The organism is Sutterella megalosphaeroides, assembly GCF_003609995.1.
GTDB classification, from domain to species: domain Bacteria; phylum Pseudomonadota; class Gammaproteobacteria; order Burkholderiales; family Burkholderiaceae_F; genus Sutterella; species Sutterella megalosphaeroides.
Genome location: NZ_AP018786.1, coordinates 1193009 through 1218035 on the forward strand (window position 1 = coordinate 1193009; position 25027 = coordinate 1218035).

A 25027-nucleotide genomic window follows, 5' to 3' on the forward strand; every position below is an offset into this window, starting at 1 on the left:
GTCGCGTCATGCGCATCGCGCCCAACGCCGGTAAGAAGCGCGGCTACGTCATCCTGCCCGTCGTGACGCCGCCCGGGCTTGCGGGTGAAGATGCTCTGAACAACAACAAAGAATTCGACGTTGTTTGGCAGGTGCTCCGGGCCCTGAAGTCGATCGACAACGAGTTCGGTGCGGCGGTGGACCCGCAGCTCGGCAAGATCAACTCCGACAAGATCGAGGTCGTGAGCCTCACGGAAAAGAAGCTCAACAAAAAACCGAAGGCCTCCGGCGCAACCGGTCCGAAAGGCAAACGAGGGTCGAAGCCCGAAGGCACGACCGACACCGGAGATCAGGGGAGCCTTTTCGAACGCGACGAAGTGTTCGAAGAACACATCCGCAGCCGCATCCTGAAGCGCGTCGGCAACCGACGCGAGTGGGGCGACTGGGCCGAGGACGTGGGCCTCTTCTGCGAAAAGCAGGTCGCTCACATCGAGAAGGTCCTCCGCGAAAGCGAAACGTCCCGCGCGGCGTTCGAGAGTTTCAAGAAAGAACTGAAGGCGACGTTGAACGGCGAGCTTTCGGACAAAGAAATCGTCGACATGCTCGGACAGCACGTCGTGACGCAACCGATCCTCGACGCGCTCTTTACGATTCGCGACGACACGGGGAACATCATCTACGAATTCTCAAAGCACAACCCGATCGCCCGGGCGATGACCGCGATGGTCGATTCGCTCGACAAGGACGGGATGCGCACGGCAGCGAGCTCGCTCAAGGATTTCTACGAGTCGGTGCAAATCCGCATGCGCAACGTCAAGACCGCGGTCGAGCGACAGACCGTCATCAAGGACCTCTTCGAGAAGTTCTTCAAGGCGGCTTTCCCGAAGCTTCAGGAAAAGCTCGGCATTGTCTATACGCCGGTCGAGGTGGTTGACTTCATCAACCGCTCGGTGGCGGACCTCATGAAGCAGGAGTTCGGCACGAACCTCTACGACGACGGGGTGCACATCCTCGACCCGTTCTCGGGAACGGGGACCTTCCTCGCCCGCCTCATGCAGAGCGGCCTCATCCCGCAGGACAAGCTCCCGAAGAAGTTCGCGACCGAGCTGCACGGGAACGAAATCGTCCCGCTCGCCTACTACGTCGCCTCGATGAACCTCGAGGGGGTCTTCCATGAGCTCTGCCCGAACCAGCCCTACGCGCCCAACAACGTCATGCTCTGGACGGACACCTTTGCCGACCACGGCAACCCCGATGTCTTCAAGACGGCGCTTGGGGAAAACAACGAGCGGCTCGAAAGTCTCGAGAAGACGGATGTGCGGGTCATCCTGGGGAATCCGCCGTATTCTGCGGGTCAGAAATCACAAAATGACAATAATCAAAATGAGCACTATGAGAGTCTGGATGCTCGCATCGATGAAACTTACTCGGCCCGTACGGATGTGACGCTGAAGAAGCTGAAGGATTCATATATCCGGGCGTATCGTTGGGCATCGGATCGAATCGGTGATAAGGGGATTATCGGGTTTGTGGCAAATGCAAGTTGGTTGACGAGTAGTAGCGCTAACGGCATGAGGAAGTGCATTTCCGAAGAGTTTAATTCCATTTATGTATACAACTTAAAGGGAAATCAGAGAACATCAAAGGAACAGTCTCGTAAGGAGGGTGGTAAGATTTTTGGTGAGGGTAGTCGTTCTGCCATCGCTATTGTTTTATTGATCAAGAACCCTGACCATAATGGAAAAGAGGGGATTTTCTATTATGAGGTTGATGATTATCTAAGTAAGGCTGAAAAGCTTGAAGGACTGTCTCGAACCGGTTCGATGCTTAATGTGCCTGTAAGGATTATTATTCCGGATGAATATGGCGATTGGTTTGAACATCGAGAGGGAACGTTTTCAAAATACTATCCGATTTTTGACTCAAAATCGGACGTTCCTGCAATCTTTGATGAGAAAATCGTCGGTGTAAGTACAAATCGCGACAAATGGGTTTGGGGATCGTCTACGACGCAAATCGCGAAGAATATTGATAGAATTAAAGAATCTTACACTCGCGCATTGGGTGTGATGAAAACGTCGAGGACTCCCAGTAATAAGGAGAAAATTACCGAGGCCAGAGCTGCCGTGCAGGGTGATATTGCATGGAGTTGTGGATTATTGAGGCGGTTGGAAAGGTTTGAAGCTGTTTCTGGATTTGATCTCGGCAAGATGAGGTTGGCCGCATATAGACCATTTGTTGTTCAAAATCTCTACTATGATCGAGAATCCTTTGTTGAGAGGCCTGGACGGTGGAGCCAGGTTTTTCGGGATGATTTTACGAAGAATCTAATAATTTGTTTTAATCAAAACTGGACAGGTGAAGGGCAAATTGTCGTGATGACAAATCGTATTGCAGATTTGCATTTCAATGGCGATACGCAGTGTTTTCCTAGGTGGATTCCCAGGGTGACAGATTTTGCTCAGGGGAGCCTTTGCCTGGGATATGAGGACGATGATCGGGAGAGCGGCTTTTCGAAAGATGCACTGCCGCATTTCCAGAGGGCCTATCCCGGTCACACGATCACCGAAGACGATCTCTTCTACTACATCTACGGGATTCTGCATTCGGAAGAATATCGAACGCGCTACGCGAACAACCTCATAAAAGAGCTGCCCCGCATCCCGCGGGTGGCGACCTACGAGCAGTTCCGAGCGTTCGCGGATGCGGGGCGAAAGTTGGCGGATCTTCACGTCAACTACGAACACGTCGCTCCTTATGCGGGCGTGAAGCTCGTGAAGAAGGAGGGGAATGCCGACTACCGCGTGGAACAGATGAAGTGGGGGAAGATCCCCGGGAAGAAAGGGAACGCCGCGAAGGACAAGACCCGACTCGTCTACAACGACTGGCTCACCATCGAGAACATCCCGCCGGAGGCCCAGGAGTATGTTGTCAACACGAAGTCGGCTCTCGACTGGGTTGTGGAACGTGCATGCGTTTCGGTTGATAAGGACTCGGGAATCGTCAACGATTTCAACGACTACGCGGCCGAAATCGGGGACCCGCGCTACCCGTTGGATCTTTTCCTGAAAGTGATCACGGTGAGCCTCGAAACCGTGAAGATTGTGAAGGGACTGCCCGCGCTTGAGATCCACCCGTTGGATGCCTAAGCCCGACTTCCCGCCCGGGCGGCGATGCCGCAACCGGGCGGAGTTCGATTGAAGGGTGTTTTATTCGCACACGCTTCGAACCTTCGAGCAAAAAGGCCTCCCCGCATGGGGAGGCCTTTGGGTTGCTCGGTGACGAAACCTGGTCGAAAGCGCGTTACTTCGAGTTCTTGACGGCGCTTTCGCCCGCCACGTAGCCCGAGACGATCGCCCACGTGTTCATGAGGGTCGTCATCGAGTCGGCGCCGTTCGCGCCGCCCACCACGCAGCCCGCACCGTAGAGGTTGCCGACGGGCTTGCCGTCCTTACGGAGAATCTGCATGTCGGCGTTGGCGCGCAGGCCGCCGAGCGTCGTCTGGTAGCGGGCCTTCTGTTCGACGATGTGGTAGGGACCTTCGCCGATTTCAACGAGCGTCGTGCGGCCGAAGGCCTTGTCTTCGCCCGCCTTGACGGCGGCGTTCCAGTCCTTCACGGTCTGCACGAGCCCTTCCGGGTCGATCCCCATTTCCTTGGCGCACACGTCGAGTTCGCCCGTGCAGATCACGGGGCGGCCGTTGTTGCGAAGCGACTTCCAGGCTTCGAACGTCGAGGCGTCGGGCACGGTATGGTCGTCGACCGCCTTCTTGACGTAGGCTTCCCAGGCCTTCTGGTCCATCACCAGGTACATGATGTGATTCTTCTGCGCGAGGGTCGCTTCGGTCAGTTCGCCGAGCGACTTGTTTTCGTTCACGCAGCGCTTGCCGTCCGTGTTGACGAAAATGGCGCTGCCGCGCACGGCGAAGGTCGAGGAGCCCGTCGTGTCCATGGAGCGGCCGGGCTGGACTTCGACGCCGTTCGGGTAGGTCTTGACGTACTCAAGGTTGATCGTGTCGGCGCCGATCGCCGTCCCCATCTTGAAGCCGTCGCCCGTTTCGGTCGGGATCCCGTAAAAGAGCACGTCCTGCATGCGTTCGGGGAGCATCGACTTCACGGCGCCGTAGCCGCCCGAGGCGAGCACGAAGGACTTGGCGTCGAACCGGTAGTTCTGGCCCTTGAGGCCCGTCGCCTTGACGCCCGTGACGTTGCCGTCCTTGTCGGTGATGAATTCGGTCGCGCGCATGTCCGTCATCAGAACGCCGCCGTGCTTGGCGAAGATGTCGAGCATGGTCTTTTGCCAGCCGACGGAGTTACCCTTCGCGGAAATCTGGCGGTGCGCGCTGTGGTCGGGGAACTGAACCCAGGCCGCGCCGTAGGCGACCTTCAGATCGTCGATGAGCCAGTCGCCGACTTCGCCCGTGTGTTCGCTCACCATCTTGGCAAGGACCGGGTCGTTGGCGTTCTTGCCGACGCGCAGCATGTCCTTGTAGAGGAGTTCGGGCGAGTCGTTCGTTTCCTTCATCTCTTCGCGCTGGTAGCGGGTGCCCGTCGCGGCGAGCCCGCCGTGATTGAGGGCGGAGACGCCGCCCGCGGCGGGACGCTTTTCGATGAGGATCACTTTCGCACCCGATTCGGCCGCTTTGACGGCGGCGGTGATGCCGCTGTTGCCCGCACCGATCACAAGAATGTCGGACGTGACGTCCTTGACGGGAAGCGAGGCCGCGCTCTTGTCGTCGACCTTCTTCAAGTAGGGCTTCGTGTCGACGCCCGCCGAGACGAGCGCGGCGAGCACGGCCTGCTTGATCGCCTCGGACGTGAGCGTTGCGCCGCCCACCGCATCGACGGCCGCGGACTGTTCGGCGGTGACCGCTGCGGGAATACGTTCGAGGGCGGGATCGGCAATGCCGGTCGATTCTTTGTGGGACACCACCTTCACCGCCGTGATTTTGCCGTCCGTAAGCGTGACCGCCACCTTCACGGCGCCGTTGCGACCCTGGGCTTCGCCCGTATAGGTGCCGCTGGCGGCGGCCAATGCCACGGAACTGCCGAAGGCGGCAACGAGCGTGGCGGCAAGCAGGGTGCGGGTGAATTTCTTCATGAATTTCTCCTTTGTCGTTCGATGGTGCTCGACGGGGACGTGGTCGGTCGTCTCCCGCGTCGAGCTTTGAAGAAAGTATGAAGCGCCCGGCTGCGCTCGTCTTTATACGGCTGTATAAGTCGAGACTCCAAGGATCGATTCCGCTGCGGCGTGCCCGAATACGAAGGCGTCGGCAAGACCGCACCCGCCCAATTGGTTTTCGCCGTGCAGCCCCCCGACGGCTTCGCCCGCGGCCCAGAGCCCCGGAATGACGACTCCTTCGTCATCGAGCACGCGTCCGACGGCGTCGACGTCGATGCCGCCCGACGTGGCGTGCACGGTCATCGCCACGGTGCTCATCCAAAAGGGCGGACGGGCGATGGGATGCGCGTTGCGAACGTTTTTCCCGAATTCGTCCCGACCCTCGCGAATGCCCCGGTTGTAGCGCTCGACCGTCTCGCAAAGCACGGCGCCCGAAAGTCCCGCCTGGCGCGCGAGGTCCTCGAGCGAGTCGGCGCTCACCGCGTCGCCCGATTCGACCGCAAGCACCGCCTCCTGCTGAATCGAGCGGTTGTAGCTTCGGAAGCCGTCGTCGTCGATGAGAATGCGGGCCAGCCCTCCGGGCAGCGCCGTCACGCGGTCGCGAATCGCATCGCGTCGTCCGTCTTCGGCGACGAACCGTCGGCCGTCGGCGTCAAGAAGAATGAAGCGCTCGACGTCGTTGTGAAAGCGAACGCGGCGTTTTCCTCCGGGCGGGCACCCCGGCTGGCACTGAACGACGTCCATGTCGCGAAGCCGCGCGCCCGCGTCCCGGGCGGCGAGAAGCATTTCGCCCGTGGCTCCGGGCGCGTTGTCGTGCCCGAGGTGCGCGTATCGGGGAGCGAAGCGCTCGAGCATGGCGCCGGAAGCCGAAAAGCCTCCCGACGCAATCAGAATGCCGAGCTTTCCCGTGAAACGCGCAAGACTGCCGTCGGCCCGCCGTGCGAGCACGTTCTCAACGCGTGCCACGCCCTGAGCGGTCATGCGGGATCCGAGGGCGAGCGCACGGCACTCGGTTTCGAGGCGAACGCCGAGTTGCAGGGCTCGGGCGGAGAGTTGCCGCACGTAGCCTTCTCCGTTCGGCATCACGGGGCGGTAGTTTCGGGGAAAGAGCGACCCCGAGATTTCGTAGACCTCGCGCCCGAACGTGACGCCGAGCCCTTCGAGCCAGCGCATCACGGGGCCCGCCTCAAGCGCGAGGCGCATCAAGCGGGCGGAGTCGGCTTTCGGGCCCGCATTGGCGTAGAGAAGCCCGTAGAAATCTTCGACGCCGTCCGAAATGCCCGCTGCCCCCTGACGCTCGGGCTCGACGGCGGCGTAGTAGCCGCTCGCAAGGAGCGTGTTGCCGCCGATCGAAGGCATCTTTTCGAGGACGATGACGCTCGCTCCGATTTCGGCCGCTCGGGCCGCGGCGGCGAGTCCCGCACCGCCCGCTCCCACGATCACGATGTCGGCCGCGCGTTCCGTCGGCAGGTTCGGCGCGGGGCGACTTTCGTCGAAAATGCCCGCCTCGTCGGCGCTTCGGGAGGAGGAAGACGGTCGGCAGCCGGACGCGGCGAGGAGGGAAACGGCCGCCGCACCACCGAGCAGTCGGCGGCGTTCGAGGTCGGGTAGAACAATCGAACGCACGGGTCTTACTCCGAAAGCAGTCGGGCTTCGATGCCGCTCAGGAGCCCGCGCTCCGCATGCGCGTCGGGAATTCCCGCCGCGTCGAGCACGGCTTTGATTTCGACGGCCGATCGGACCTCAAGTTTCGCGTACACCGCGGAGCGGTGGATTTTGACGGCCTGTTCCGATACCCCGAGTCGGGCGGCGATGACTTTGTTGGGGTCGCCTTTGACGGCCTCGAGCGCGACGTCGAGCTCCCGGGGCGTAAGTGCGTCGACGCGTTCGCGTGCGAGCGCGCGTTCTCGGGAACGGCGTCGCGCGTCGAGATTCCAGGCGAAAAGCTCCCGCGCGGCGCGTGCGAGCTTTTCGGGATCGACGGGCTTCGTGAAAAAGTCCGCGGCACCGTTTTTGACGGCCAAAAGCGCCATCTCGATGTCGCCGTGTCCCGAGAGAAAGACGACGGGTTGGTCGAACCCGAGCGAGGGCATGCGAGCGTGGCATTCGAGGCCCGCCATGCCCGCCATGCGGATGTCCATCACGACGCAGCCGGGAACGGCCGGGTCGTCGCGGCGCAAAAACTCTTCCGCGCTTTCGTAGCCGACGGCGCGAAGGTCGGCCATGCTCAAAGAAAAAAGCAGCGCGTTGCGCAGAGCGTCGTCATCGTCGACGAGGCGAACAAGCGGTGTGGTCAACATGAGGTCGGTTCCGAAAGACGGGCGGTGGTGTTTTCAAGGGATCCGTCGGGTGCGGGGTTCTTTTCTTCAGATACGAGCATCGGGAGGCGAATTTGCACGGTGAGGCCGTTCGAGGGGGGAGCGGCACGACGAAAGGCGAGACTTCCGCCGTGCGCTTCGACGATGCGCCGCACGATGTGAAGGCCCAGGCCGAGCGAATCGGGTTTCAGACTTTTGACCGGAGTTGAAAGTCGCCGGAAAACCTCTTCAGCGACCGGTCCGTCGGGAGAACCTTCGTCCGAAACCTCAAGCGTTGCAAAGCGCGGAGCGAACCTCGCTCTCTTGGCGTTTCCCGATGCTTCAGGGACAAGGACTTCGCCGCACTCGAACGCTTTCACGAGGATTCTGCGCTTTCCGCTCGGGCGATCGGTCATCGCGGCGGCTGCATTGCGAAAGAGGTTGACGAGAACGAGTTCGAGCTCCAGAGGTTCGCCCGAAACCGAGAGCGTATCGGGTACGTCGATGCGTACGTCGACGCCCTCGCCGAGCGAGCCGTGTCCGAAGATCTCCCGGGCTCGGGCGACGAGCCCCGCAAGTTCCACGCGGCGGTGACGGCGGGCTCCCGCTTTGGCATAGCTTCGCACGCGTTCGACGATGTCGGAGACGCGCTCGGCTTCGTCAATCAGCCGATCGGCGGCCGAAACGAGCGTCGGTCCGAGTTCGGGCGAGGGGGTCTTGCCGAGACGTCCGGCCGCCATCCGAATTCCGCCCGCATATGCGACGACGGCCGACAGAGGTTGGCGCACTTCGTGCGCGAACATGCTCGAGAGTCCCGAAACAACGCTTGAGCGTTCAAGTTGCGTGAGGCGCTCCCGCGCTTCTCGCGCGGTTGCGGCGGCACGTTCCTTCTCGGCGATCGCGGCCCGAAGCGCCCGGGTACGCTTTTCGACGAGCCGTTCGGCCGCAACGGAATGGAGCGCCAAGAGCATCAGAGCGAGAAAGACGGCGATGATCCATCGCTTGTAGCGTTGCCAAAAATGCAGGAGCGTCGGTTCTTCGGTGACGGGCCGGTAGGGACCGATCCGGAGTTCCCGGTAGAGGTCCGCCGCTTTCGTGAAGTCGCTCGCAATGCGCCAACGCTCGCCCGCACGAAAGGGTTTCGCGCCGAGAAGCGTCACCGAGAGCGTGCTCGCCAGGTCGGCGCTTGTTCCCGTCGAGACGCCGAAGACGATGTCGGGCAAAAGCGGCGCGGAGTGCCGGCAGGGAAAACCGTCGGAGACGCTGTCGCCCAAAACGACGAGTTCGCCCTCGCGCACGACGTTCATCGCCACGAGCGACTCGAGCCGACAGGCGGGCACGACCGCGACGTCGACCGCCGCTTGTTGCACGAGCTGGATCGGGTCGGGCGGCATGTAGCCCGTGAAGCGCACTTCGGCGTTCCAGCCGGGTTCGAGCGCGCCGATCCCGTTAAGAAGTCCCCGAAACGCGAGCCAAGTGGAAAAGTCCCCCGGGGCTTCGGAGGCGATCCGTTTGCCGGGAACGTCCGAGAGCGTGCGGATCGGGCTGCCGCGCCGAACGACGACCGCAACCCCCGCCGCTTTGGAGGGATCTTCGACGTAGGGCGGCGTGCGGGCGGCAATCTGTTGGGCGCCGCTCTCAAGTTGCAGTACGCCGAAAAGAGCGCTGTCGGCAAAGAACGCGTCGACGCGCCGCTCGCGCACGGCGCGTGAAAGCGCTTCGGGCGTGTAAATCGTTGTCCTGAACCGCGTCTCGGGGTGCTCGCCGCGCAAAAGCCGCATGGTCGGAGCGAAGGATTCGATCAAAAAATCGGGCCCGAGATTGTCCTGGAGTCCGATGCGCACCTCGGGCGGAAGGTCCGCGGCCTGTGCGGGGAGAAGGACCGCACCGAGCAGAGCGAAGATCGAGCCGAGGACGAGGATCCGAGAGCGCATTGGAGGTGAGAGGAAAAGGTGATCTGTCGATTTTCCCATACTTCGTCCTACGCATGGAGAATCCCTATTGTCCTCTTAGATAATTAAAATTAGCTATCAAAAGTAGTAGGGTCATATAATTATTTCGGCGTCGACGAGCTTCATTCGCTCGTCGTAGAGACCACTCACAGACCACCCACAAGGAACGCCCCATGACCAAGACCCTTCTTGCGGCCGCCGTCGGCGCCGTGATCGGCCTCTCTTCCTTCTCCGCGCTTGCCGCCGAACCCGTCGACCCGATCGAGCCCGTTGAGGTGAAGAACCCCGCGCTCGTCGAACTCGGGAAGATGCTCTTTTTCGAACCCCGCCTCTCGCGCTCGGGCCTTCTTTCCTGCAACAGCTGCCACAACCTCTCGACGGGCGGCGTCGACAACCTGAAGACCTCGATCGGCGACTACTGGGCCCAGGGTCCGATCAACTCCCCGACGGTTCTCAATTCCTACGGTCAGATCGCACAATTCTGGAACGGCCGCGCGAAGACGCTCGCCGAACAGGCCGCCGGCCCGATCGCCAACCCCCTCGAAATGGCCTCCACGCACGAGCTCGCCGTTCAGGTGATCGGCTCGATCCCGGGCTATGCCGAACACTTCAAGAAGGCCTTCGGCGACGAAAAGGTCGACATCGGCCGCATCACGGACGCGATCGCCGAGTTCGAACGCACGCTCGTGACGCCCAACGCCCGCTTCGACAAGTGGTTGAAGGGCGACGCGAAGGCGATCACGGACTTTGAACTGAAGGGCTACCAGCTCTTCAAGAGCTCGGGTTGCATGATCTGCCACAACGGCGCGCTCTTGGGCGGCCAGAGCTTCCAGAAGATGGGTGCGGTGCGTGCCTACGAAACGACCAACACGGACGAAGGCGTCAAGGCCATTTCCGGTCGCGACCAGGACCGCATGACCTTCAAGGTGCCGCAGCTCCGCAACGTCGAACTCACCTACCCGTACTTCCACGACGGCGAAGCGAAGACCCTTGAAAAGGCCGTCCAGGTGATGGGCGACGTTCAGCTCGGGAAGCGCTACACCGACGAAGAAACGGCTCAGATCGTCGCCTTCCTGAAGACCCTGACGGGCGAACAGCCGAAGATCGTTCTGCCGATCCTTCCGCCCTCGGGCCCCGAAACGCCCGAATTCAACCCCTGGGCTCCGAAGCCCGACGCGAAGTAAGTCGTTGACGACCGACGGAGGACGCAAGTCCTCCGCCGACTTCCGAACGCCCCGGCTCCCGTCCGTACCGGACAGGGAGCTTTTTCTTTTCGGGGAGTGTCCGAAGACGGAAGAAACGCAGACGAGGAGGCGGAAGGCGTCTGATCCCGTCGGTTCTCGAACATCGTGCGCCGGCCCGCGCTCAAGTCCCGATCGAACCTCGCACGCTCCCTCGGGGCCTTGCCGGTTTTGCCGGCCTCAAAAAGACCGCCGGGGATGCCTCTTTTCGAGGCACCCCCGGCGGGATCGGAGACACGGTTTCGAAGGTTTCGGCTGCCGTGAGTCGTTCTCAACCTTCAGCGCGCGTTCAGCGTTCGGCGACGATCGGAATCACGCGCGGGCGCTTCGCCGCGTCGCGCTTCGCGAAGGACTTCATGTAGAACCACATGAAGACGAGGACGAGAAGCGAGACGCCGATTGCCACGGTCGCGTAGATGGGATCGGCCGAGAAGTTGACGACGCGGTAGAAGATCGTCGCGGCCGAGAAGCCGAGCGCCGTCGTCCACACGCAGGCAAAGACCGTCCAGGCCGTACCGACTTCGCGGTAGACGGCGGCGATGGCGGCGCAGCAGGGCATGTAGAGAAGCACGAGGAGGAGGTAGGCAAAGGCGGCCGACTGCGACGCAAAGAGCGTGCGGATCGTGTCGATCGTACCCGTGGAGACTTCCTGTTCTTCGGCGGCTGCGGCTTCGTCCGAGAGGTCGCCCACCGTAATGCCGAGGGGGTCGACGAGAGCGGAGCCGAGGCCCGCGAGGTTTTCACCCGTGACGGAAAGCGCTTCGCCGAGCGTCGCCGTGAAGGAGAAGCCTTCGTCTTCTTCGGCGGCACCTTCTTCGGCCGCGTTTGCGGCGCCCATTTGGTCGTAGAGCGAATTGAGCGTGCCCACGACGGTTTCCTTCGCGAAGATGCCCGTGAAGATGCCGACGGCGGCAGGCCAATTCTGTTCTTCAACGCCCATCGGTTCGAGGATCGGCACGATCGTGCGGCCGACCGACGACAAGACCGACTTTTCGGTGTCTTCATTACCGAAGGAGCCGTCGGTACCGAGCGAATTGAGGAAGGAGATCGCGGCGACGATGACGACGATCACCTTGCCGGCACGGAACATGAAGCCCGAGACGCGATCCTTGGTGCGGGTGAGGACACCCTTCAGGGTCGGGATGTGGTAGGGCGGAATTTCCATGACGAAGGCGGACGCCGCACCGGGAAGGGCACTCTTCTTGAGGAGGAACCCGGTCAGAACCGCGGCGACGATCCCGATCAGATAGAGCGCGAACACAAGGTTCTGCCCGTTCGTGGGGAAAAAGGCCGTCGCAAAGAGGACGTAGACGGGCAAACGCGCGCCGCAACTCATGAAGGGCGCCATCATCACGGTGATGATCCGATCCGACGCCCGGTCCATGGTGCGCGCGGCCATGATGGCGGGCACGTTGCAGCCAAAGCCCACGATCAAGGGAACGAAGGCCTTGCCGGGGAGCCCGATCGCACGCATCATGCGGTCCATGACGAAAGCGGCACGGGCCATGTAGCCCGAATCTTCAAGGACGGCAAGGAACAAATAGAGGAAGAAGACGACCGGAATGAAGGTGGAGACCGTCTGAAGACCCCCGCCCACGCCGTTCGCAAGGAAGACGCGCAGCCAGTCGGGCGTTCCGATCGAAGCGAGAAATTCGCTTAAACCCTCGACCATGACGCCGCCCACGAGAATGTCGAAGAAGTCAATGAAGGCCCCGCCCACGTTCTGCGTGAAGAGGAACATCACGTACATGATGAGAAGGAAGATCGGGAGCCCCAACCAACGGTTGAGCACCACGCGGTCGATGCGGTCCGTCATCGTTTCGGAAACTTCGCCCTTGCGCGTGACGGCGGCCTCGGTCACCTGAGCGACGAAGTCGTAGCGCGAGCCCGCGATCGCGATGTCGAGGTCCCCGTCGTAGGCGGCGTTCATCGCGTCGATGATTTCCGCAACGCGCGCACGGGTCGCTTCGGGGAGGCGCTCCGCCAAACCCGGCGCGCCTTCAAGGAGCTGCAGCGCGTACCAGTCGGGGCGCTTCGCTTCGTCCGCTTTGAGAAGGTCGGAAATCTTGCGCACGGCCGCGGTCGTCTTTTCGTCGAATTCGACGCCGAGAGGCGGAATGCTCGGACGGGCGATGAAGTCGGAGAGGGCCTGCTTGAGTTCGTCCAAGCCCTTTTCGCGCGAAGCGACGATCCCGACCACGGGGCAGCCGAGGCGACGGGAAAGCGCGTCGAGGTCGATCGAGAGGCGGTGCTGCTTCGCAATGTCGAGCATGTTCACGACGACGATCATCGGAACGCGCATTTCGATCAACTGCGCCGTGAGGTAGAGGTTGCGTTCGAGGTTCGAAGCGTCGACGATGTTCACGACTGCTTCGGCTTCGTCCGAGAGGATGTAGTCGCGCGCGATGCGTTCGTCTTCGCTCGTCGACGAGGAGGGCGTGATCGAGTAGATCCCCGGCAGGTCGACGAGGTCGATCTCGTCGCCGCCGAGCTTGAAGTGCCCGACCTTCTTGTCGACCGTGACGCCCGGCCAGTTGCCGACGTGTTGGCGCGAGCCCGTGAGGGCGTTGAAAAGCGTGGTCTTGCCGCAGTTGGGATTGCCGACGACGCATAAGGTACGTGTGGTCATACGTGTTTTCTCGGATTCGGTTGAGGGGACGGCCTCGGGCGAGAGCTCTCGGGCGGGGACCGTCGGGAAGAAATGAAGACGGAATCGTTTCCGGATTCAAGCGAATGGGGCGATTAGGGCGACTCGACCTCGAGAAGCGCCGCTTCGTCCTTGCGAAGGCTCACGAAGCTGCCGCGCACGCGCAGCTCCACTGGGTCGCCGAGGGGCGCCACGCGCACGATCTCGAAGGCGGTGCCCGGGGTGAGCCCGAGCGTCACGAGACGACGGCGGTATTCGGGGTGTTCTTTTCCGAGCGCGACGATGCGCCCTTTGGCGCCGACGGGAAGATGTTGGATTTCCATGGTTGTTGTCCTGAAGATTGGAGAAACGGCGTCGGCGGCCTCTCGGGCGGGTCGTCGGCGAGGTTGGACGGGGGAGCCGTCCGAAATCAGCAAACGTAAATTTTTCGGGCCGTCTCGCGATCGACCCCGATGCGACCGCACCCGATGCCGAGCATCAGGGGACCTTCGTCGCCGCCTTCGAGCGGCGTTACGGGGCCGCCCACCCGAAGACCGAGCTCCGTCAGTCGGGCGGCCTCGCCTTCGGGGAGCTTCACGCGCACGACCGTGACGGTCTGACGAAGCGGAGATTCCGTGAGCGGACGGGGACGACGCGAAAGGTCGGAAGTGGTGGCGGGCATGTCGTACCTCCCTGAGATGCGTACGTATCAAAAACAAAGAAGAAAACGGTCGACGCCTCCGCGGCGGTTCTCATCGCGGGCGCGATGCATCGATAATGCGCATATTACTGATAATTATTCTCAATTTCAATTGTGGAAAATATTTATTCCGAAGGAATGCGGAGGTTTTCGACTAAAACGGCCTGATTTTCAATTTGAGTAAACGATTTTGCGGTTGGAAGAGATTGAATTGGTCCGCGTCGCGGCGCCCGGACGGCAGGCTTCGGTTCCCCGGGGGACGAAAAAATCGGGCGACCCGACACTGTGTCCGGTCGCCCGTTGAAGCGGTTCAGGGTTCGAGCGCAACCTTCGTTCGGGTTTGGCTCGTCCTTTGAACTCAACGGATTACGGGTTTCTTGCTGCCGTCTTGGCCGCTCGCACGCTTTCGCGCACGGTCATGTCGGCCAGACCGTGTTTGGCCTGCGCGGCACGAGCCATACGATCCATGAGAGGCGTGCAGGGCGAAACGCGCACGAGCTGCTCGGGGCGCTCGGGATCAGGATTCGGGCGAAAGCACTCGTACGTGCCGTCCGCGTTGAGAATCGCCGCGCCCCACGTGCCGACGGCGAACCCGTGGCTCGTGGGCCCGAAAAAGGAGTCCGCGAGGTCGACCGTCGAGGGCGCCAGAAGGTTGCGCCCCTCGAAGTCGGCGGGCGTTTTTCCGAGAACGAGCGCGTTGAGGGTCGGGAAGATGTCGCGGTGTCCGACGGGGCGGTCCGTGTCGACCGATCGGCGCGCTTCGGCGGAGAGGAGCTTCTCGGGAATCCAGAATATGAGCGGAACGCCCATCTGGCGAAGCCAATAACCGTCGGGGTCGTAGGTGAAGCGCGCGTTGTGGTCGCCCGTGGCCGCCACCACCGTATGCTCGAGCTGGCCCGACACACGCAGGTCGCGCACGAACCGCCCGAGAGCGTTCGCGGAGTACCGATAGGTTTGTTGCATCGCGCGCGTGTCTTCGGGCGACTTTTGCCGTACGTAGGCGGGAAGTCGCGAGGGATCGACGGGCGGCACCTCGGCGCCGTCGGGAACGCGGTGCGGCGGGTGGTTGGTGGTCGAAAGAAGAACGAGGAAGAGTTTTTCGCCTTTGCGGTCCGCTTCGTCGAGAAGCTCCAACGCGTAGCGGAACATCCATTCGTCGCCGACGCCCCAGGTGCCCGATTCGGCCTGCGGGTAGCGTGCGCTCAAAGCGGCCGCGCCGTAGACGGCATCGAACCCCTGAGTGGGAAAGGTTTCCGCGATCGAACGCCAGCCTTCGGGGCCCGAGGTGAGGAAAATCGTGCGGTAGCCCGCATCGCGGTAGGCGCGAATTCGCGAGACGGAGAGCGGTTTGCGACCGTAGACGGTCTGAGTGAGGGGCGTCAAAGGCGTGTCGAAAAGAATGCCTTCGAGCGACGGAAAGGTGCCCGAGCCGATGCAGATGCCTTTTCGAAAGAGGAGTGCGTTTCGGAGTTCGGGTTCGAGAAGACCGAGTTGGTCGTTGCCTGTTCCGTGTGTTTCAAATTGCTCGCGGCCCATCGATTCCATGAGCGCGAAGACGACGTGAGTATTTTTCAGGCGCTGAGGCGCGTCAGAAAATGCCGGCCCGGCGGGGGGGGGTAAATTGATGTTTATCAGTAGGATAGGATGCCTCAGCTTCGCCTTCGATTCTATCCGTTTCGCTCGCAACGCGCAGAGCCTCGTGCGCGCTTTCGCGCGTCGGGAAACCCAACTTGGCGAGACCTTCGAGAGGATCCCCGTCGGGACGCACGGCGGCCAACATCCGAAATTCCTTGTAGGCGGTATAGAGCGCCGCGGGGCCGTTCGGAACCGTCGCATTCACAAACGGATGAGGCGACACCGAAAAATCCTGCTGACGCAACGGGAAGGTCCCCAGGCTTCCGCGCACGGCAACGGCCAGAAGAAGCGTTCCGGCAACGGCCGTCAAGACGACGCGCGTGAGCTTTTCGGTCGACGGTTCGGCGCTATTGCGCAGAAGCCGCCCGGCCAAGACGGGCGGAAGCGCCACGAGCAGGAGGACGGCCGCGAGGTACTCGAACACCGGCCAGTCTTCGAGCAGTGTGGCGACGATCGCCTTCGTGTCGTCCTGAAAAAGCCCGAAGACGACGGCGTTGACGGGCGTCGCGTAAAAGCCGTAGTAGCCGAAGTTGACGACGTCGAGAAGCGCCGTGACGGCATAGCCCGCGACACCCGCGACGGCCGCCGCCCGACGAAGCGCCGGAAAGCGAATGCCTGCGATCAGAAGCACCCAGGCGGGCAAAAGCGCGATCGCAAGCCACTTGAGGTCGACGCGCAGCCCCGTGACGAGCCCCGGGATCGCATCCGCCCAGGTGAGCGTCTCGGGGCGGTACGTCCCGAAAAAGACGAGTCGCACGACGGAGAGTGCGACGATCGATAGAAAAAAGAAAAGCGCCGCGCGCTTTGTATGGTTTGTCCAAGTCATGTCGATCGGTTGAGGTATGGAAAATCGATGGTGGGTTGAGAAACGAAAAAACGAAGTCGGGTTCTCGGCGCTCTTGGGAGGCCTTGAGCCCGATCCGGTGGGGGTTGATGGGAAGGTGAAATGCTGTTGGATTGTCGGCAGATCGAAGATCCGCCCCGGGCCTCACGGACTCGGCGCGCTCGGGCGCCAGCGGTCCGCATGGTACTGGAGTGCCACGGTGTCGGTCGCTTCCAGCAGTGCGTCGAAGAGCTTCGTCTCCCAGCGCGGCTCGCGCACGGCCGAAAGGCCCGCCGCGGGAAAGGCCGACGCCGCCTGGGCGAAAAAGAGCGCCTCGTACCGGTCGGCAAGAAGCGTCCAGTCGTCGAAGACGCGGTTTCTGCTCTCGTAAAGGAGCGCCGCGCTCGGCAGCCGATCGCTTTTCCCGCGGTTGACGGAACTCTCCGCGGGAAGGAGGTTCCAGAGGTCGTTCGAGCGGCTCTTCGCCCAGGGGATCACGTGGTCGACGTCGAGCGTCCGGTCGGTGAGCGGCAGCTCCGACCAGACGCACACGAGTCCCTGATTGCGAATGCGGTCGAGGTACACGGTGCGCGCAAGGGTCGTACTGCGTTGGTCGGGCTCGGGAATGAGGCGCTCCAGAATCTCGGAGCTCGTGTGCGTCGCACCCGACAACACCGAAAAGCGGTGCGAAAGCTTCGCCCAGCCGAGTGCGACCGAGTCGGTGAGCCACGGGGCGACCGCCGTCAATTCCCGCCAGAGGTCGGCGGGGAAAACGAGTTCCCCGCAGCGCAGGCGAAAGTCGTCGGGCGTTGCGGGCTTCGTCGTACGACGCTTCCCGCCGCCGGCGACGTCCTCGTACGGGCGCACGGAAAAGAGGCGGTTCGCGTCCGAGAGTACGGTGAGAAGATTTTCCGAGAGGGAATTCCCCGCGTAGCGCACGGGCCCGTCTTTGACGGTGCTCGCGACGCTTGTGACGAGTTTCGCGTAGAGGGTCCGACGCCGAACGCGTAGGTCGTATTCCTTGGAGTCCTTCGCCCGGAGGGGCCCGAGGGCGGTCTCGGTCCAAGCGCCCGAATAGAGGTCTTGCTTCAAGCGCCAGAGGTCGCCCTGATAATCGCGAATCAAATCGAAAAGGGGCGCCACGAACCCAGGCCGACGACTCCCGCTCACCTGGCGCGGTGCGTCCTTGAGAAGGTCGTCGTCGGACTTCTTCGGCGCCCGGACGACTTCCGGCGCATAAAGCCGCCAGTAGTTTTCGATCCAGAGCTCCACCACGCCGTAAAAGGGCACGGCAACCCGCGGGTCGGCGAGGATCCGAAGCGCGGCGTCCGACGCGGTGCTCGTCGTGCTCGCCGCGATGTGCCGCATTTCCTTGTCCGACAAAAAGCGAACGCCGCCCGAGGAGCGGATGTTGAGGTCGCACAGGGTTTTGAGGAGGGCGAACTTGTAGGTGGCCGTTTTGGAATCCTGTTCGACGATCCCGAAAAGGCTCGTTCCCGCCCGCACGCGCCCCGTTTCGCGCAGAAAAACCATCGTGCGCCAGAGGGCGGGGGTCGGTTTCGGGCCCGCTTCGATCGGGTCGGAGAGCGCCACGAGCGAAAAGCCGAGGCGCTCGAAAAGCGACGTGTAGTGTGCGGCGGGCAGGTTGGAGAAAAACCGTCCGGAGGTCGCTCCGTCCCCGGGGTGCTCCGTCGGGACGGCAACGAGCACGACCCCTTTTTCGCTCGTGACCGATGCGATGAAGGCCGCCGTCTCGTAGAGTTCCGAAGCGTCGAGGTGCTGAAGAACGCCCGAGGAGGTGACGACGTCGAAGGGCTTCGCGGCCCCCAACGCGTGAAGGGCCGCGGCCGTGTCGACGCGCAGGCCTTCGGAGGGCGGAAGCTCGAGATGCACGAACCGAAGGCTCCCGGGCGCCGCGCCCGTTCCGGTCGCACCCGATCCCGCGAGGCGCTGCGCTTCGGCGAGCATGGCTTCCGACCCGTCCGTCGCCGTCACGTCGGCGCCCAAGCGTGCCATGAAGCGCGCGTCCCGTCCCGAGCCGCAGCCGAGCTCCAAAACGCGCGCGCCGGGAAGGACCCAGCGTCGGTAGAGGGTTTCGAGGGCTTCGGGCGGACGGCTTTCGGGCGACGCACCGAGCGACTCGTACCGCGCGCAGTAGGTCGGGGCGTCCGCCTCGTAGGCGGCGAGCGTGGCGTTTCGGGTGAGCTCGGACATGAGCAGGAAAAACAAGCGTTGAGGGTTTGGGATCTTTGAGGCGGTCGGAGCCTCTTTGTTCAATAGCCTATCCGAAAAGGCAACCGACCGTGTGTCCTACCGTTGCGGAAGGGTTACACTCAGGGGGCACCCGGAAGGATTTTCGGAGAAAACGCACGAACCCGACCGCAAACACGGAAAAGAGCAGGCAACACGAGCGAAGCGCCCGCTTGCCCGTTTCTCGCGCGATGCTTTGCGACCGACGCCTCGACGGAGGCTGCAGGGAGGAGTCTTTGTATAGAGTCCTTCTATTGAAAATTATTTTTCATTAGAAAGTTGCAATTTCCGGCGAGACGTGTTAGGATGACTCCAACAGCTCGGGAGGCTCACTTCTCGGCCCGAACCGTTTCGGTTCGCCCCGATCGATCTCCGGAGCCTCCGATCCCGTCAGGAGCCGACGTCCCGAAGGACTTCCGCTTCGCAACTCTTCTGAGGAGAATTCGCATGTCGAACTGCAAGATCAATACCTACCTCGCCAACCTCGCCGTCTGGACGGTCAAGCTTCACAACCTTCACTGGAACGTGACGGGCCACATCTTCAAGCCCCTCCACGAATACACGGAAGCTCTCTACGACGAAGCCTTCGAAGCTTACGACGCCGTCGCCGAAGTCCTCAAGATGCGCGATCGCATGCCCCTCTCCACGATGAAGGCCTACCTTGAAGCCGCCACGATCGAAGAAGTCGATCCGCGCGACTTCACCTGCTGCGAAGTCGTTTCGATGGTCGAAGCCGACATGCAGACGATGATGAAGCTCGCTCTCGAAATCCGCAACGAAGCCGCCGAACGCGACGACTTCCAGGTTCAGAGCCTCTTCGAAGGTTACATCGAAGGCTTCACGAAGCAGCTCTGGTTCATCCGCGCCATGAAGAAGGAAGGCGGCGCTCAGGAATGCTGCGGCGGTTCCTGCGGTTGCGGCGGCCACTAATCGCCCGACCCCGGTTCGGAGGCGCAGCCGTTAGGCGTCTCCGACCGCGCAACACAATTTGAAGTCCGATTCGGCCCGAACCTCTCGAAGGTTCGGGCCGAGTTGTTTTTGCGGGACGCGCTCACGTCCGCTTTCGCGCGTTTTGCATCTGCACGCAGCCCGCCGCGACTTCCGAGAGGACGATGAGGGCCATGCCGAGAAACGCGCCCGGACCGATGTCGTCCTTGAAAAGGAAAAGCCCGAAAAGCGTGCTGAAGAGAATCCCCGAAAACTGAAGGTTCGCGCAGAGAAGCGGCCGTCCGCGGCTCCAGCCCTGCGTTTGCGCGAGCTGCGAGCAGACGGTGCAAAGCCCCACGGCGACGAGTTCCGGGGTCGTCGCGAGTGTTTCGACGGACGTCTCCGAGGTTGCCCACCAGAGAAGCGTTGCCGTGGCGAGCGACCCGCAGCCGAAATAGAACGCGGTCCGAAAGACGGGCTCGCCCATCCCTCCGAGCCTGCGAAGCGCGAGTCCGGAAACCGCGGCGCAGAGCGCGGCGGCCAGTGCGAGAAGCGCGAAGAAACCGTCTTCGTCGTGAAACGTGGGACAAAGCGTGAGATAAACGCCGAGAAACCCGAGGAGGATCGCTGCGAGCGACCGTCGGTCGAACGCCTCGCCCGATTTTGCCCCCGATCTTGCTCCCGCGTATTGTCGCACGGCAACCAAGGCCGCCACGAAAAGCGGGGACGCCGCAAAGAGCGTTTGGGAGGTGGCGATCGGAAGCGCCTGCACGGTCACGATGTTGAGAAGCAGCGCCGTGACGCCCGCCCCGGTACGAAGCAAATGAAGCCGCGGAACGCGCGTGCGAAGCGCGACGCCGCTTGTGCGCGCGAGGCCGTAGAGAACGAGTGCGAGAAAGACGGAGCGCACGAAGAAAATGTCCGCAACACCGAGTTCGGACGGGGTGAGTTTGACGAAGACGTAGGTCAAAACCGTCAAAAAAGTGCCCGCAAGAATCCAGAGGGATTGCATTATTCGAGGCTCCCCGAAAGTACGGCCTTCGCGTTCTTTGCGATCAAATCGAGAAGCACGGAACGAATGAGTTCGAACGCCGGATCCTTTTGCGTGCGCTCGTGCCAGGCGAGCTGCACGGTGAGTTCGGGCGCTTCGCGCGTCACGGGAAGGATGTCGATGCGTGAGGTGTCGAAAGCAAGCCGCGCGGTGACTTCGGGGACGATCGCGTAGTGCTCGGTCCCTTCGAGAGAGAGCGGAACGCTCAGGAAAAAGGGCGTGACGAGCGCGATTTTCGAGGGGTCGCGCGGGTTGAAGTAACCGTTCCCGGGACCGTTCGGCCGGCGGTAGCGGTCGGGCTGGGTGTTGACGAGCACCTGCGAGAAGCGCTCGAGATCGTGCCGCGTAAGCGCTCCCCTTCGTCGGGCAACGCCTGAGAGTGGATGGTCCTTCGCGACGATGCAGGCGTACGGGGTCGTGAGGGCTGCGGCCGAGCGGACGTCGGGCGGTAGCCCCTGCCGCGCGACGAAAAGCAGATCGAGCTTGTCGTCGCGAAGCAAATCGAACATATGTTCGTCGGCCTGCGTCACCTGAAAGGTGACGTGCGGAAAGGTTCGGGCGAATTGCGCGTGCACGGACGCGAGCGTCGCCGCAAACGCGTTGTCGTAGCACGCGAGCCGCACCGTGCGCTTCAAGCGTGCGGGCTCAAGCGGCCCCGTGCTTCGAAGCTCTTCGAGGAGTCGCAGTATCCGCACGACGCCTTCGTACTTTTCTTTGGCCGATCGGTCGGGCAGCATCGAAGCGCCCGAACGCACGAAAAGCGGCGCGTCCCAATAGGCCCGCAGGCGCGCGAGCATGCGGTTCGCGCTCGAGAGGCTCACGCCGAGTTGCTCGGCCGTGCGCGGCAGCGACCCCGTACGGTAGAGCGTGACGAAAAAGTAGAGCGCGGCGGGATCGATATCCCGCGCGAAGTCGGGGATCGAACTGGTGGGCTCGGTACGTTCGCTTGACATGGTTTCACTTCGAAAAATGACATCGGAAGCCAAGAATCTTCCTATAGTCTGACATTTTAACAAGATTTACATTTTCTCCATCGATCGGGAGTCGCCCACGCGACGCCCGCATGCGGTCCGAAGGTCCGATTTTTCAGGAGAAATTTTCATGAAGTTCAAAGTGATGCGCCTCTCGGCGCTCGCCCGCGCGACGGCTGCGACCGTCGCTCTCGTTGCCGCGAACGGCGTTGTTTCCGCCATGACCCCGGGCACCTACGGTGCGACGGTTCCCGCCCGCAACGGCGCGATGACGGTCGAAGTGACGGTCGAAGCCAACGCGATCAAGGACGTTCGCGTCACGAAGCACGAGGAAACGCCCGGGATCGGGTCGCTCGCGATCGAGGCGATCCCGGCGCGCATGGTTGAATTGCAGACGGCGGGCGTGGACGGCGTCACGGGTGCGACCGTTACCTCGGACGCTCTCAAGCGCGGCGTCGAAGAAGCCCTCAAGAAGGCGGGTGCGGAACCGGGCTTCTTTGCCAAGAAGTCGCCCGTCGCCAAGGCCGCCGCGCCGCTTGTCACCCAGGCCGACGTAATCGTCGTGGGCGGGGGCGGCGCGGGCATGGTCGCGGCCGCCACCGCGGTCGACGGCGGCGCCTCCGTGATCGTTCTCGAAAAGATGGCAATGTTGGGCGGCAACACGGCCCGCTCCGAAGGCAATATGTCCGCGATCGACCCCGAGCCCGAAAAGTTCCTCGACATGACGCCCGCCGTGCGCGCCATCATCGCGAAGTACACCGACCGTCCCGCCTGCTCGAAGGAAGCGGCCGAACTCCAGAAGGTCGTCAAGGAACAGTTGGCCGCGCACGATGCCGCGGGCAAAAAGTACCTCTTCGACTCGCCCGAACTCTTCGCCCTTCAGACGATCATGGGCGGGGACTGCAAGAACGATCCGAAGCTCGTTCTCGCGATGGCGAAAAACGCCACGGCCGCGATGCTCTGGCTCGACGAGCAGTCCGACATGACCTGGAAGCACGTGCCGCGCCATTGGATCGACGTCGGTATCGGCGGGATCTACCCGCGCGGTCAGTGGCCGCGCAAGGCCGACGGCGAAACTCCGATTTCGACCTACGACGCGTACATCAAGCCTCTTGCCGAGAAGGTGACCGCGGCGGGCAACCCCATCTATACCTCGACCAAAGTGACCGAAATCGTGCGCGACGCTTCGGGACGCGTCACGGGTGTTCGTGCCGAAAAGGACGGAAAGGTCGTCGAATTCAAGGGCAAGAACGTCGTGCTTGCCGCGGGCGGCTACGGCGCGAACCTTGAGATGGTCAAAAAGTACAACAACATCAGCGTGCGCGCCACGTCGAACCAGCCGGGCGCCACGGGCGAAGTGATCGAAGAAGCCGTCAAAGCGGGCGCCGCGCTCGAAGGCATGGAATGGATCCAGATCCATCCGCACGGCAACCCCAAGAACGGCGAACTCGAATCCGCCATTGCGGGTCGTCCCCAGGACACGCCCTACGTCAACGTCGACGGCGTTCGCTTCATCGACGAAACGGGCCGTCGCGACGAACTTTCGCACGCCATTCTCGAGCAGCCCGGCAAGGTTGTCTACGCGATCTTCGACCGCCGCACGATCGACGAAGGCAAGGTGCGCGAAGACCTCATGACGTCGGCTCTCGAGCGCGGATTCGCCTTCAAGGCGGAGACCCTCGCCGATCTCGCGAACGCGGCCGGCATCAAGAGCGACGCCTTCGTGAAGACGATCGATGCCTACAACGTCGCGACCCGCAAGCAAGACGCTTCGAGCCTTCCCGTCACGAAGATCCTCTTCGGTCTGACGGTTGAAAAGGCGCCTTTCTACGCCGTGCCGATTACGACGACCATTCACCACACGATGGGCGGCATTCGCATCAACGAAAAGACGCAGGTTCTCGACGCGAAGGGCGAACCGATCCCGGGTCTTTACGCCGCGGGCGAAGTGACGGGCGGCATCCACGGCACGAACCGCCTCGGGCGCAACGCGCTCACGGACCTTCTCGTCTTCGGGCATATCGCCGGGCAGGAAGTCTCGAAAAAGTAAGTTCCGCTTCGTTCGGCTTCGATTTGCTCCGACGGGGGCGTGCGTCTTCGGCGCCGCCCCTTCCCGTTCCCGTTCGTACGACGACCAGGACCGAGTGCGGCGTTCGCCTCGGTCCGGTCGGTCGTGCACCTCCTTTCATCGATTCCCATTTCCATTACCGTTCCCATGCAGATTCACCGCATTTTGGTCGCGGCAACCGCGACCGCTTTGGCTTCCGCGAGTGCCCTCGCCGCCGACCTGACCGTCTACGGCGTCGTCAATACGGGCCTTTCCTACACCCATGCCGAAACGAGCGTTTCGGAAAGCACCGACACGTTCGAACTCGACAGCGGCAACTACCTCGGCAACCGCTTCGGCCTCAAAGGCGAAGAGACGATTTCGCCCGACCTCAAGGCGGGCTTCATCCTTGAAAACGGTTTTTCGGCTGACACGGGTTCGCTTTCAGATGGCGGCCGCATGTTCGGTCGCGAAGCGTCGCTTTACCTCACGAACGAGACCTTCGGGACGCTGCGCTTCGGTCGCCTGACCGTGATGACCGCCTCGACCGGTTCCTCGGGTCTCATGGCGGGGAAGTTTTCCGCGCTGAGCACCGGCTGGGGCGTTGTCTGGGGCCACAACGCCGTATTTACGGGTAAGTTCGGGCGTATGGACAACATGATCATGTATTCCTCGCCGAAGTTCGCGGGGCTGCAGCTCCATGCGCAGTATTCGTCCGGGATCGATCAGGCGACGGAAAAGACGGTCGAGGAAAATTCCGGTTCGTCGACCCGCTACATGGGGCTTGGCCTTCAGTACTTCAACGGCCCGTTCTCGACGATTGAGGTCGTTGACAGCCACCGCTACGCCGACACGTCGGAGGACCCGGGCGTCACCGCCAACGGCAGCGTCGCTTACGACTTCGGTGTCGCGAAATTCTTCCTTACGGGCCAGTACTTCCGCGACATGCGCTACCTCGGCAAGGCCGCGGTCGACGCCGAAGTGAGCGCCGCGAACGTCTTCGGCAACAACGTTGCCAAGGACGGCTTCGCGCTCAATGTCGGCGCCACGGCACCCGTTGCGGGCGGGAAGCTCTACGGCGCGATCGGCTGGATGGACGCGGAAAACGCGAAAAATTCCGACGCCTCGATGCGCCGCCTCACGCTCTCGGCGGGTTACGACTTCAACCTCTCGAAGCGTACGGTCGTCTACGCGGGTGCGGGCTACATGCTCGACATGTACGACGAATTTGGCACGAACGTGCGCGCGTCGAACGACGACGCCGCAAAGTACGGCGTCACCTTCGGGCTCTCGCACCGCTTCTGAGGGCGGTCGATGTCGGTCGGACGCGGACTTCCCGCGTCCGACGGAAGAGAGCTCTGAAACTCAAACCCTCGCAAACACCGGGTTTTGCGGGGGTTGGGTTCG

General features: G+C 62.3%; 17 protein-coding genes. 5 read left to right on the forward strand and 12 right to left on the reverse strand.

Annotation, left to right across the window (positions count from 1 at the left end; all coding sequences use genetic code 11):
- Positions 1-8: 8 nt before the first annotated feature.
- Positions 9-3128 carry a type ISP restriction/modification enzyme gene (locus S6FBBBH3_RS11430; protein ID WP_408646498.1) on the forward strand — a complete coding sequence of 1040 codons (3120 nt, stop codon included), beginning with the start codon at positions 9-11 and terminating at the stop codon, positions 3126-3128.
- A gap of 154 nt (positions 3129-3282) precedes the next feature.
- On the opposite strand, the gene S6FBBBH3_RS05130 is transcribed toward S6FBBBH3_RS11430, so the two are convergent.
- The 4 genes from S6FBBBH3_RS05130 to S6FBBBH3_RS05145 all read right to left on the reverse strand — a co-directional run bounded on the left by S6FBBBH3_RS05130 (position 3283) and on the right by S6FBBBH3_RS05145 (position 9331).
- Positions 3283-5079, reverse strand: a complete 1797-nt coding sequence (locus S6FBBBH3_RS05130) for an FAD-dependent oxidoreductase (protein ID WP_120176724.1) — start codon at positions 5077-5079, stop codon at positions 3283-3285.
- Positions 5080-5181: 102 nt separating this feature from the next.
- On the reverse strand, positions 5182-6726 hold the full coding sequence (locus S6FBBBH3_RS05135) for an FAD-dependent oxidoreductase (RefSeq protein ID WP_170143827.1): 1545 nt from the start codon (positions 6724-6726) through the stop codon (positions 5182-5184).
- Positions 6727-6731: 5 nt separating this feature from the next.
- Entirely contained in the window at positions 6732-7400 is a 669-nt protein-coding gene (locus S6FBBBH3_RS05140; RefSeq protein WP_120176726.1) for a response regulator transcription factor, read from the reverse strand.
- Complete coding sequence (locus S6FBBBH3_RS05145) at positions 7394-9331, reverse strand: PhnD/SsuA/transferrin family substrate-binding protein (protein ID WP_170143828.1); 1938 nt, start codon at positions 9329-9331, stop codon at positions 7394-7396. The genes S6FBBBH3_RS05140 and S6FBBBH3_RS05145 overlap by 7 nt, the downstream gene beginning before the upstream one ends.
- 191 nt (positions 9332-9522) lie before the next feature.
- On the opposite strand from S6FBBBH3_RS05145, the gene S6FBBBH3_RS05150 reads away from it, so the two are divergent.
- Positions 9523-10533, forward strand: coding sequence for a cytochrome-c peroxidase (locus S6FBBBH3_RS05150; RefSeq protein ID WP_120176728.1), 1011 nt, complete (start codon positions 9523-9525; stop codon positions 10531-10533).
- 346 nt (positions 10534-10879) lie between these two features.
- Here S6FBBBH3_RS05150 and feoB read toward each other — a convergent pair whose 3' ends face one another.
- The 6 genes from feoB to S6FBBBH3_RS05175 all read right to left on the reverse strand — a co-directional run bounded on the left by feoB (position 10880) and on the right by S6FBBBH3_RS05175 (position 18588).
- Positions 10880-13219: a Fe(2+) transporter permease subunit FeoB gene (feoB, locus tag S6FBBBH3_RS05155; protein ID WP_120176729.1), complete on the reverse strand. Its 2340-nt coding sequence runs from the start codon at positions 13217-13219 to the stop codon at positions 10880-10882.
- Between the two features lie 113 nt (positions 13220-13332).
- Positions 13333-13560, reverse strand: a complete 228-nt coding sequence (locus S6FBBBH3_RS05160) for a FeoA family protein (protein WP_120176730.1) — start codon at positions 13558-13560, stop codon at positions 13333-13335.
- 86 nt (positions 13561-13646) lie between these two features.
- Positions 13647-13898, reverse strand: a complete 252-nt coding sequence (locus S6FBBBH3_RS05165; protein WP_120176731.1) for a FeoA family protein — start codon at positions 13896-13898, stop codon at positions 13647-13649.
- Between the two features lie 384 nt (positions 13899-14282).
- Positions 14283-15602, reverse strand: a complete 1320-nt coding sequence (locus S6FBBBH3_RS05170; RefSeq protein WP_269460467.1) for an LTA synthase family protein — start codon at positions 15600-15602, stop codon at positions 14283-14285.
- Positions 15505-16377, reverse strand: coding sequence for an LTA synthase family protein (locus S6FBBBH3_RS11055; protein ID WP_170143830.1), 873 nt, complete (start codon positions 16375-16377; stop codon positions 15505-15507). The genes S6FBBBH3_RS05170 and S6FBBBH3_RS11055 overlap by 98 nt, the downstream gene beginning before the upstream one ends.
- 162 nt (positions 16378-16539) lie before the next feature.
- Complete coding sequence (locus tag S6FBBBH3_RS05175) at positions 16540-18588, reverse strand: methyltransferase domain-containing protein (protein WP_120176733.1); 2049 nt, start codon at positions 18586-18588, stop codon at positions 16540-16542.
- A 483-nt stretch (positions 18589-19071) separates the two neighbouring features.
- Between S6FBBBH3_RS05175 and S6FBBBH3_RS05180 the strand changes: the two genes are divergently transcribed.
- Positions 19072-19554 (forward strand): Dps family protein, encoded by a 483-nt coding sequence (locus S6FBBBH3_RS05180; RefSeq protein ID WP_120176734.1) that lies wholly within the window; start codon positions 19072-19074, stop codon positions 19552-19554.
- Between the two features lie 121 nt (positions 19555-19675).
- On the opposite strand, the gene S6FBBBH3_RS05185 is transcribed toward S6FBBBH3_RS05180, so the two are convergent.
- Positions 19676-20563 carry a DMT family transporter gene (locus tag S6FBBBH3_RS05185; RefSeq protein WP_120176735.1) on the reverse strand — a complete coding sequence of 296 codons (888 nt, stop codon included), beginning with the start codon at positions 20561-20563 and terminating at the stop codon, positions 19676-19678.
- Positions 20563-21555, reverse strand: a complete 993-nt coding sequence (locus S6FBBBH3_RS05190) for a LysR family transcriptional regulator (RefSeq protein ID WP_120176736.1) — start codon at positions 21553-21555, stop codon at positions 20563-20565. Before S6FBBBH3_RS05190 ends, S6FBBBH3_RS05185 begins: the two co-directional genes overlap by 1 nt.
- 148 nt (positions 21556-21703) lie before the next feature.
- Between S6FBBBH3_RS05190 and S6FBBBH3_RS05195 the strand changes: the two genes are divergently transcribed.
- Together S6FBBBH3_RS05195 and S6FBBBH3_RS05200 are read left to right on the forward strand one after the other, a co-directional pair.
- Positions 21704-23623: a flavocytochrome c gene (locus S6FBBBH3_RS05195; RefSeq protein WP_232008839.1), complete on the forward strand. Its 1920-nt coding sequence runs from the start codon at positions 21704-21706 to the stop codon at positions 23621-23623.
- Between the two features lie 165 nt (positions 23624-23788).
- Positions 23789-24925: a porin gene (locus S6FBBBH3_RS05200; protein ID WP_123957642.1), complete on the forward strand. Its 1137-nt coding sequence runs from the start codon at positions 23789-23791 to the stop codon at positions 24923-24925.
- Positions 24926-25027: the final 102 nt, after the last annotated feature.

What these genes read in the sequence shown, in the direction of transcription:
- S6FBBBH3_RS05200 (WP_123957642.1), top strand. Translation starts at nt 23,789, where the DNA reads ATGCAGATTCACCGCATTTTGGTCGCGGCAACCGCGACCGCTTTGGCT.
- S6FBBBH3_RS05165 (WP_120176731.1), bottom strand. Translation starts at nt 13,898, where the DNA reads ATGCCCGCCACCACTTCCGACCTTTCGCGTCGTCCCCGTCCGCTCACG.
- S6FBBBH3_RS05160 (WP_120176730.1), bottom strand. Translation starts at nt 13,560, where the DNA reads ATGGAAATCCAACATCTTCCCGTCGGCGCCAAAGGGCGCATCGTCGCG.
- S6FBBBH3_RS05130 (WP_120176724.1), bottom strand. Translation starts at nt 5,079, where the DNA reads ATGAAGAAATTCACCCGCACCCTGCTTGCCGCCACGCTCGTTGCCGCC.
- S6FBBBH3_RS05140 (WP_120176726.1), bottom strand. Translation starts at nt 7,400, where the DNA reads ATGTTGACCACACCGCTTGTTCGCCTCGTCGACGATGACGACGCTCTG.
- S6FBBBH3_RS05195 (WP_232008839.1), top strand. Translation starts at nt 21,704, where the DNA reads ATGAAGTTCAAAGTGATGCGCCTCTCGGCGCTCGCCCGCGCGACGGCT.
- S6FBBBH3_RS05190 (WP_120176736.1), bottom strand. Translation starts at nt 21,555, where the DNA reads ATGTCAAGCGAACGTACCGAGCCCACCAGTTCGATCCCCGACTTCGCG.
- S6FBBBH3_RS11055 (WP_170143830.1), bottom strand. Translation starts at nt 16,377, where the DNA reads ATGACTTGGACAAACCATACAAAGCGCGCGGCGCTTTTCTTTTTTCTA.
- S6FBBBH3_RS05145 (WP_170143828.1), bottom strand. Translation starts at nt 9,331, where the DNA reads ATGCGCTCTCGGATCCTCGTCCTCGGCTCGATCTTCGCTCTGCTCGGT.
- S6FBBBH3_RS05150 (WP_120176728.1), top strand. Translation starts at nt 9,523, where the DNA reads ATGACCAAGACCCTTCTTGCGGCCGCCGTCGGCGCCGTGATCGGCCTC.
- S6FBBBH3_RS05185 (WP_120176735.1), bottom strand. Translation starts at nt 20,563, where the DNA reads ATGCAATCCCTCTGGATTCTTGCGGGCACTTTTTTGACGGTTTTGACC.
- S6FBBBH3_RS05180 (WP_120176734.1), top strand. Translation starts at nt 19,072, where the DNA reads ATGTCGAACTGCAAGATCAATACCTACCTCGCCAACCTCGCCGTCTGG.
- S6FBBBH3_RS11430 (WP_408646498.1), top strand. Translation starts at nt 9, where the DNA reads ATGCGCATCGCGCCCAACGCCGGTAAGAAGCGCGGCTACGTCATCCTG.
- feoB (WP_120176729.1), bottom strand. Translation starts at nt 13,219, where the DNA reads ATGACCACACGTACCTTATGCGTCGTCGGCAATCCCAACTGCGGCAAG.
- S6FBBBH3_RS05175 (WP_120176733.1), bottom strand. Translation starts at nt 18,588, where the DNA reads ATGTCCGAGCTCACCCGAAACGCCACGCTCGCCGCCTACGAGGCGGAC.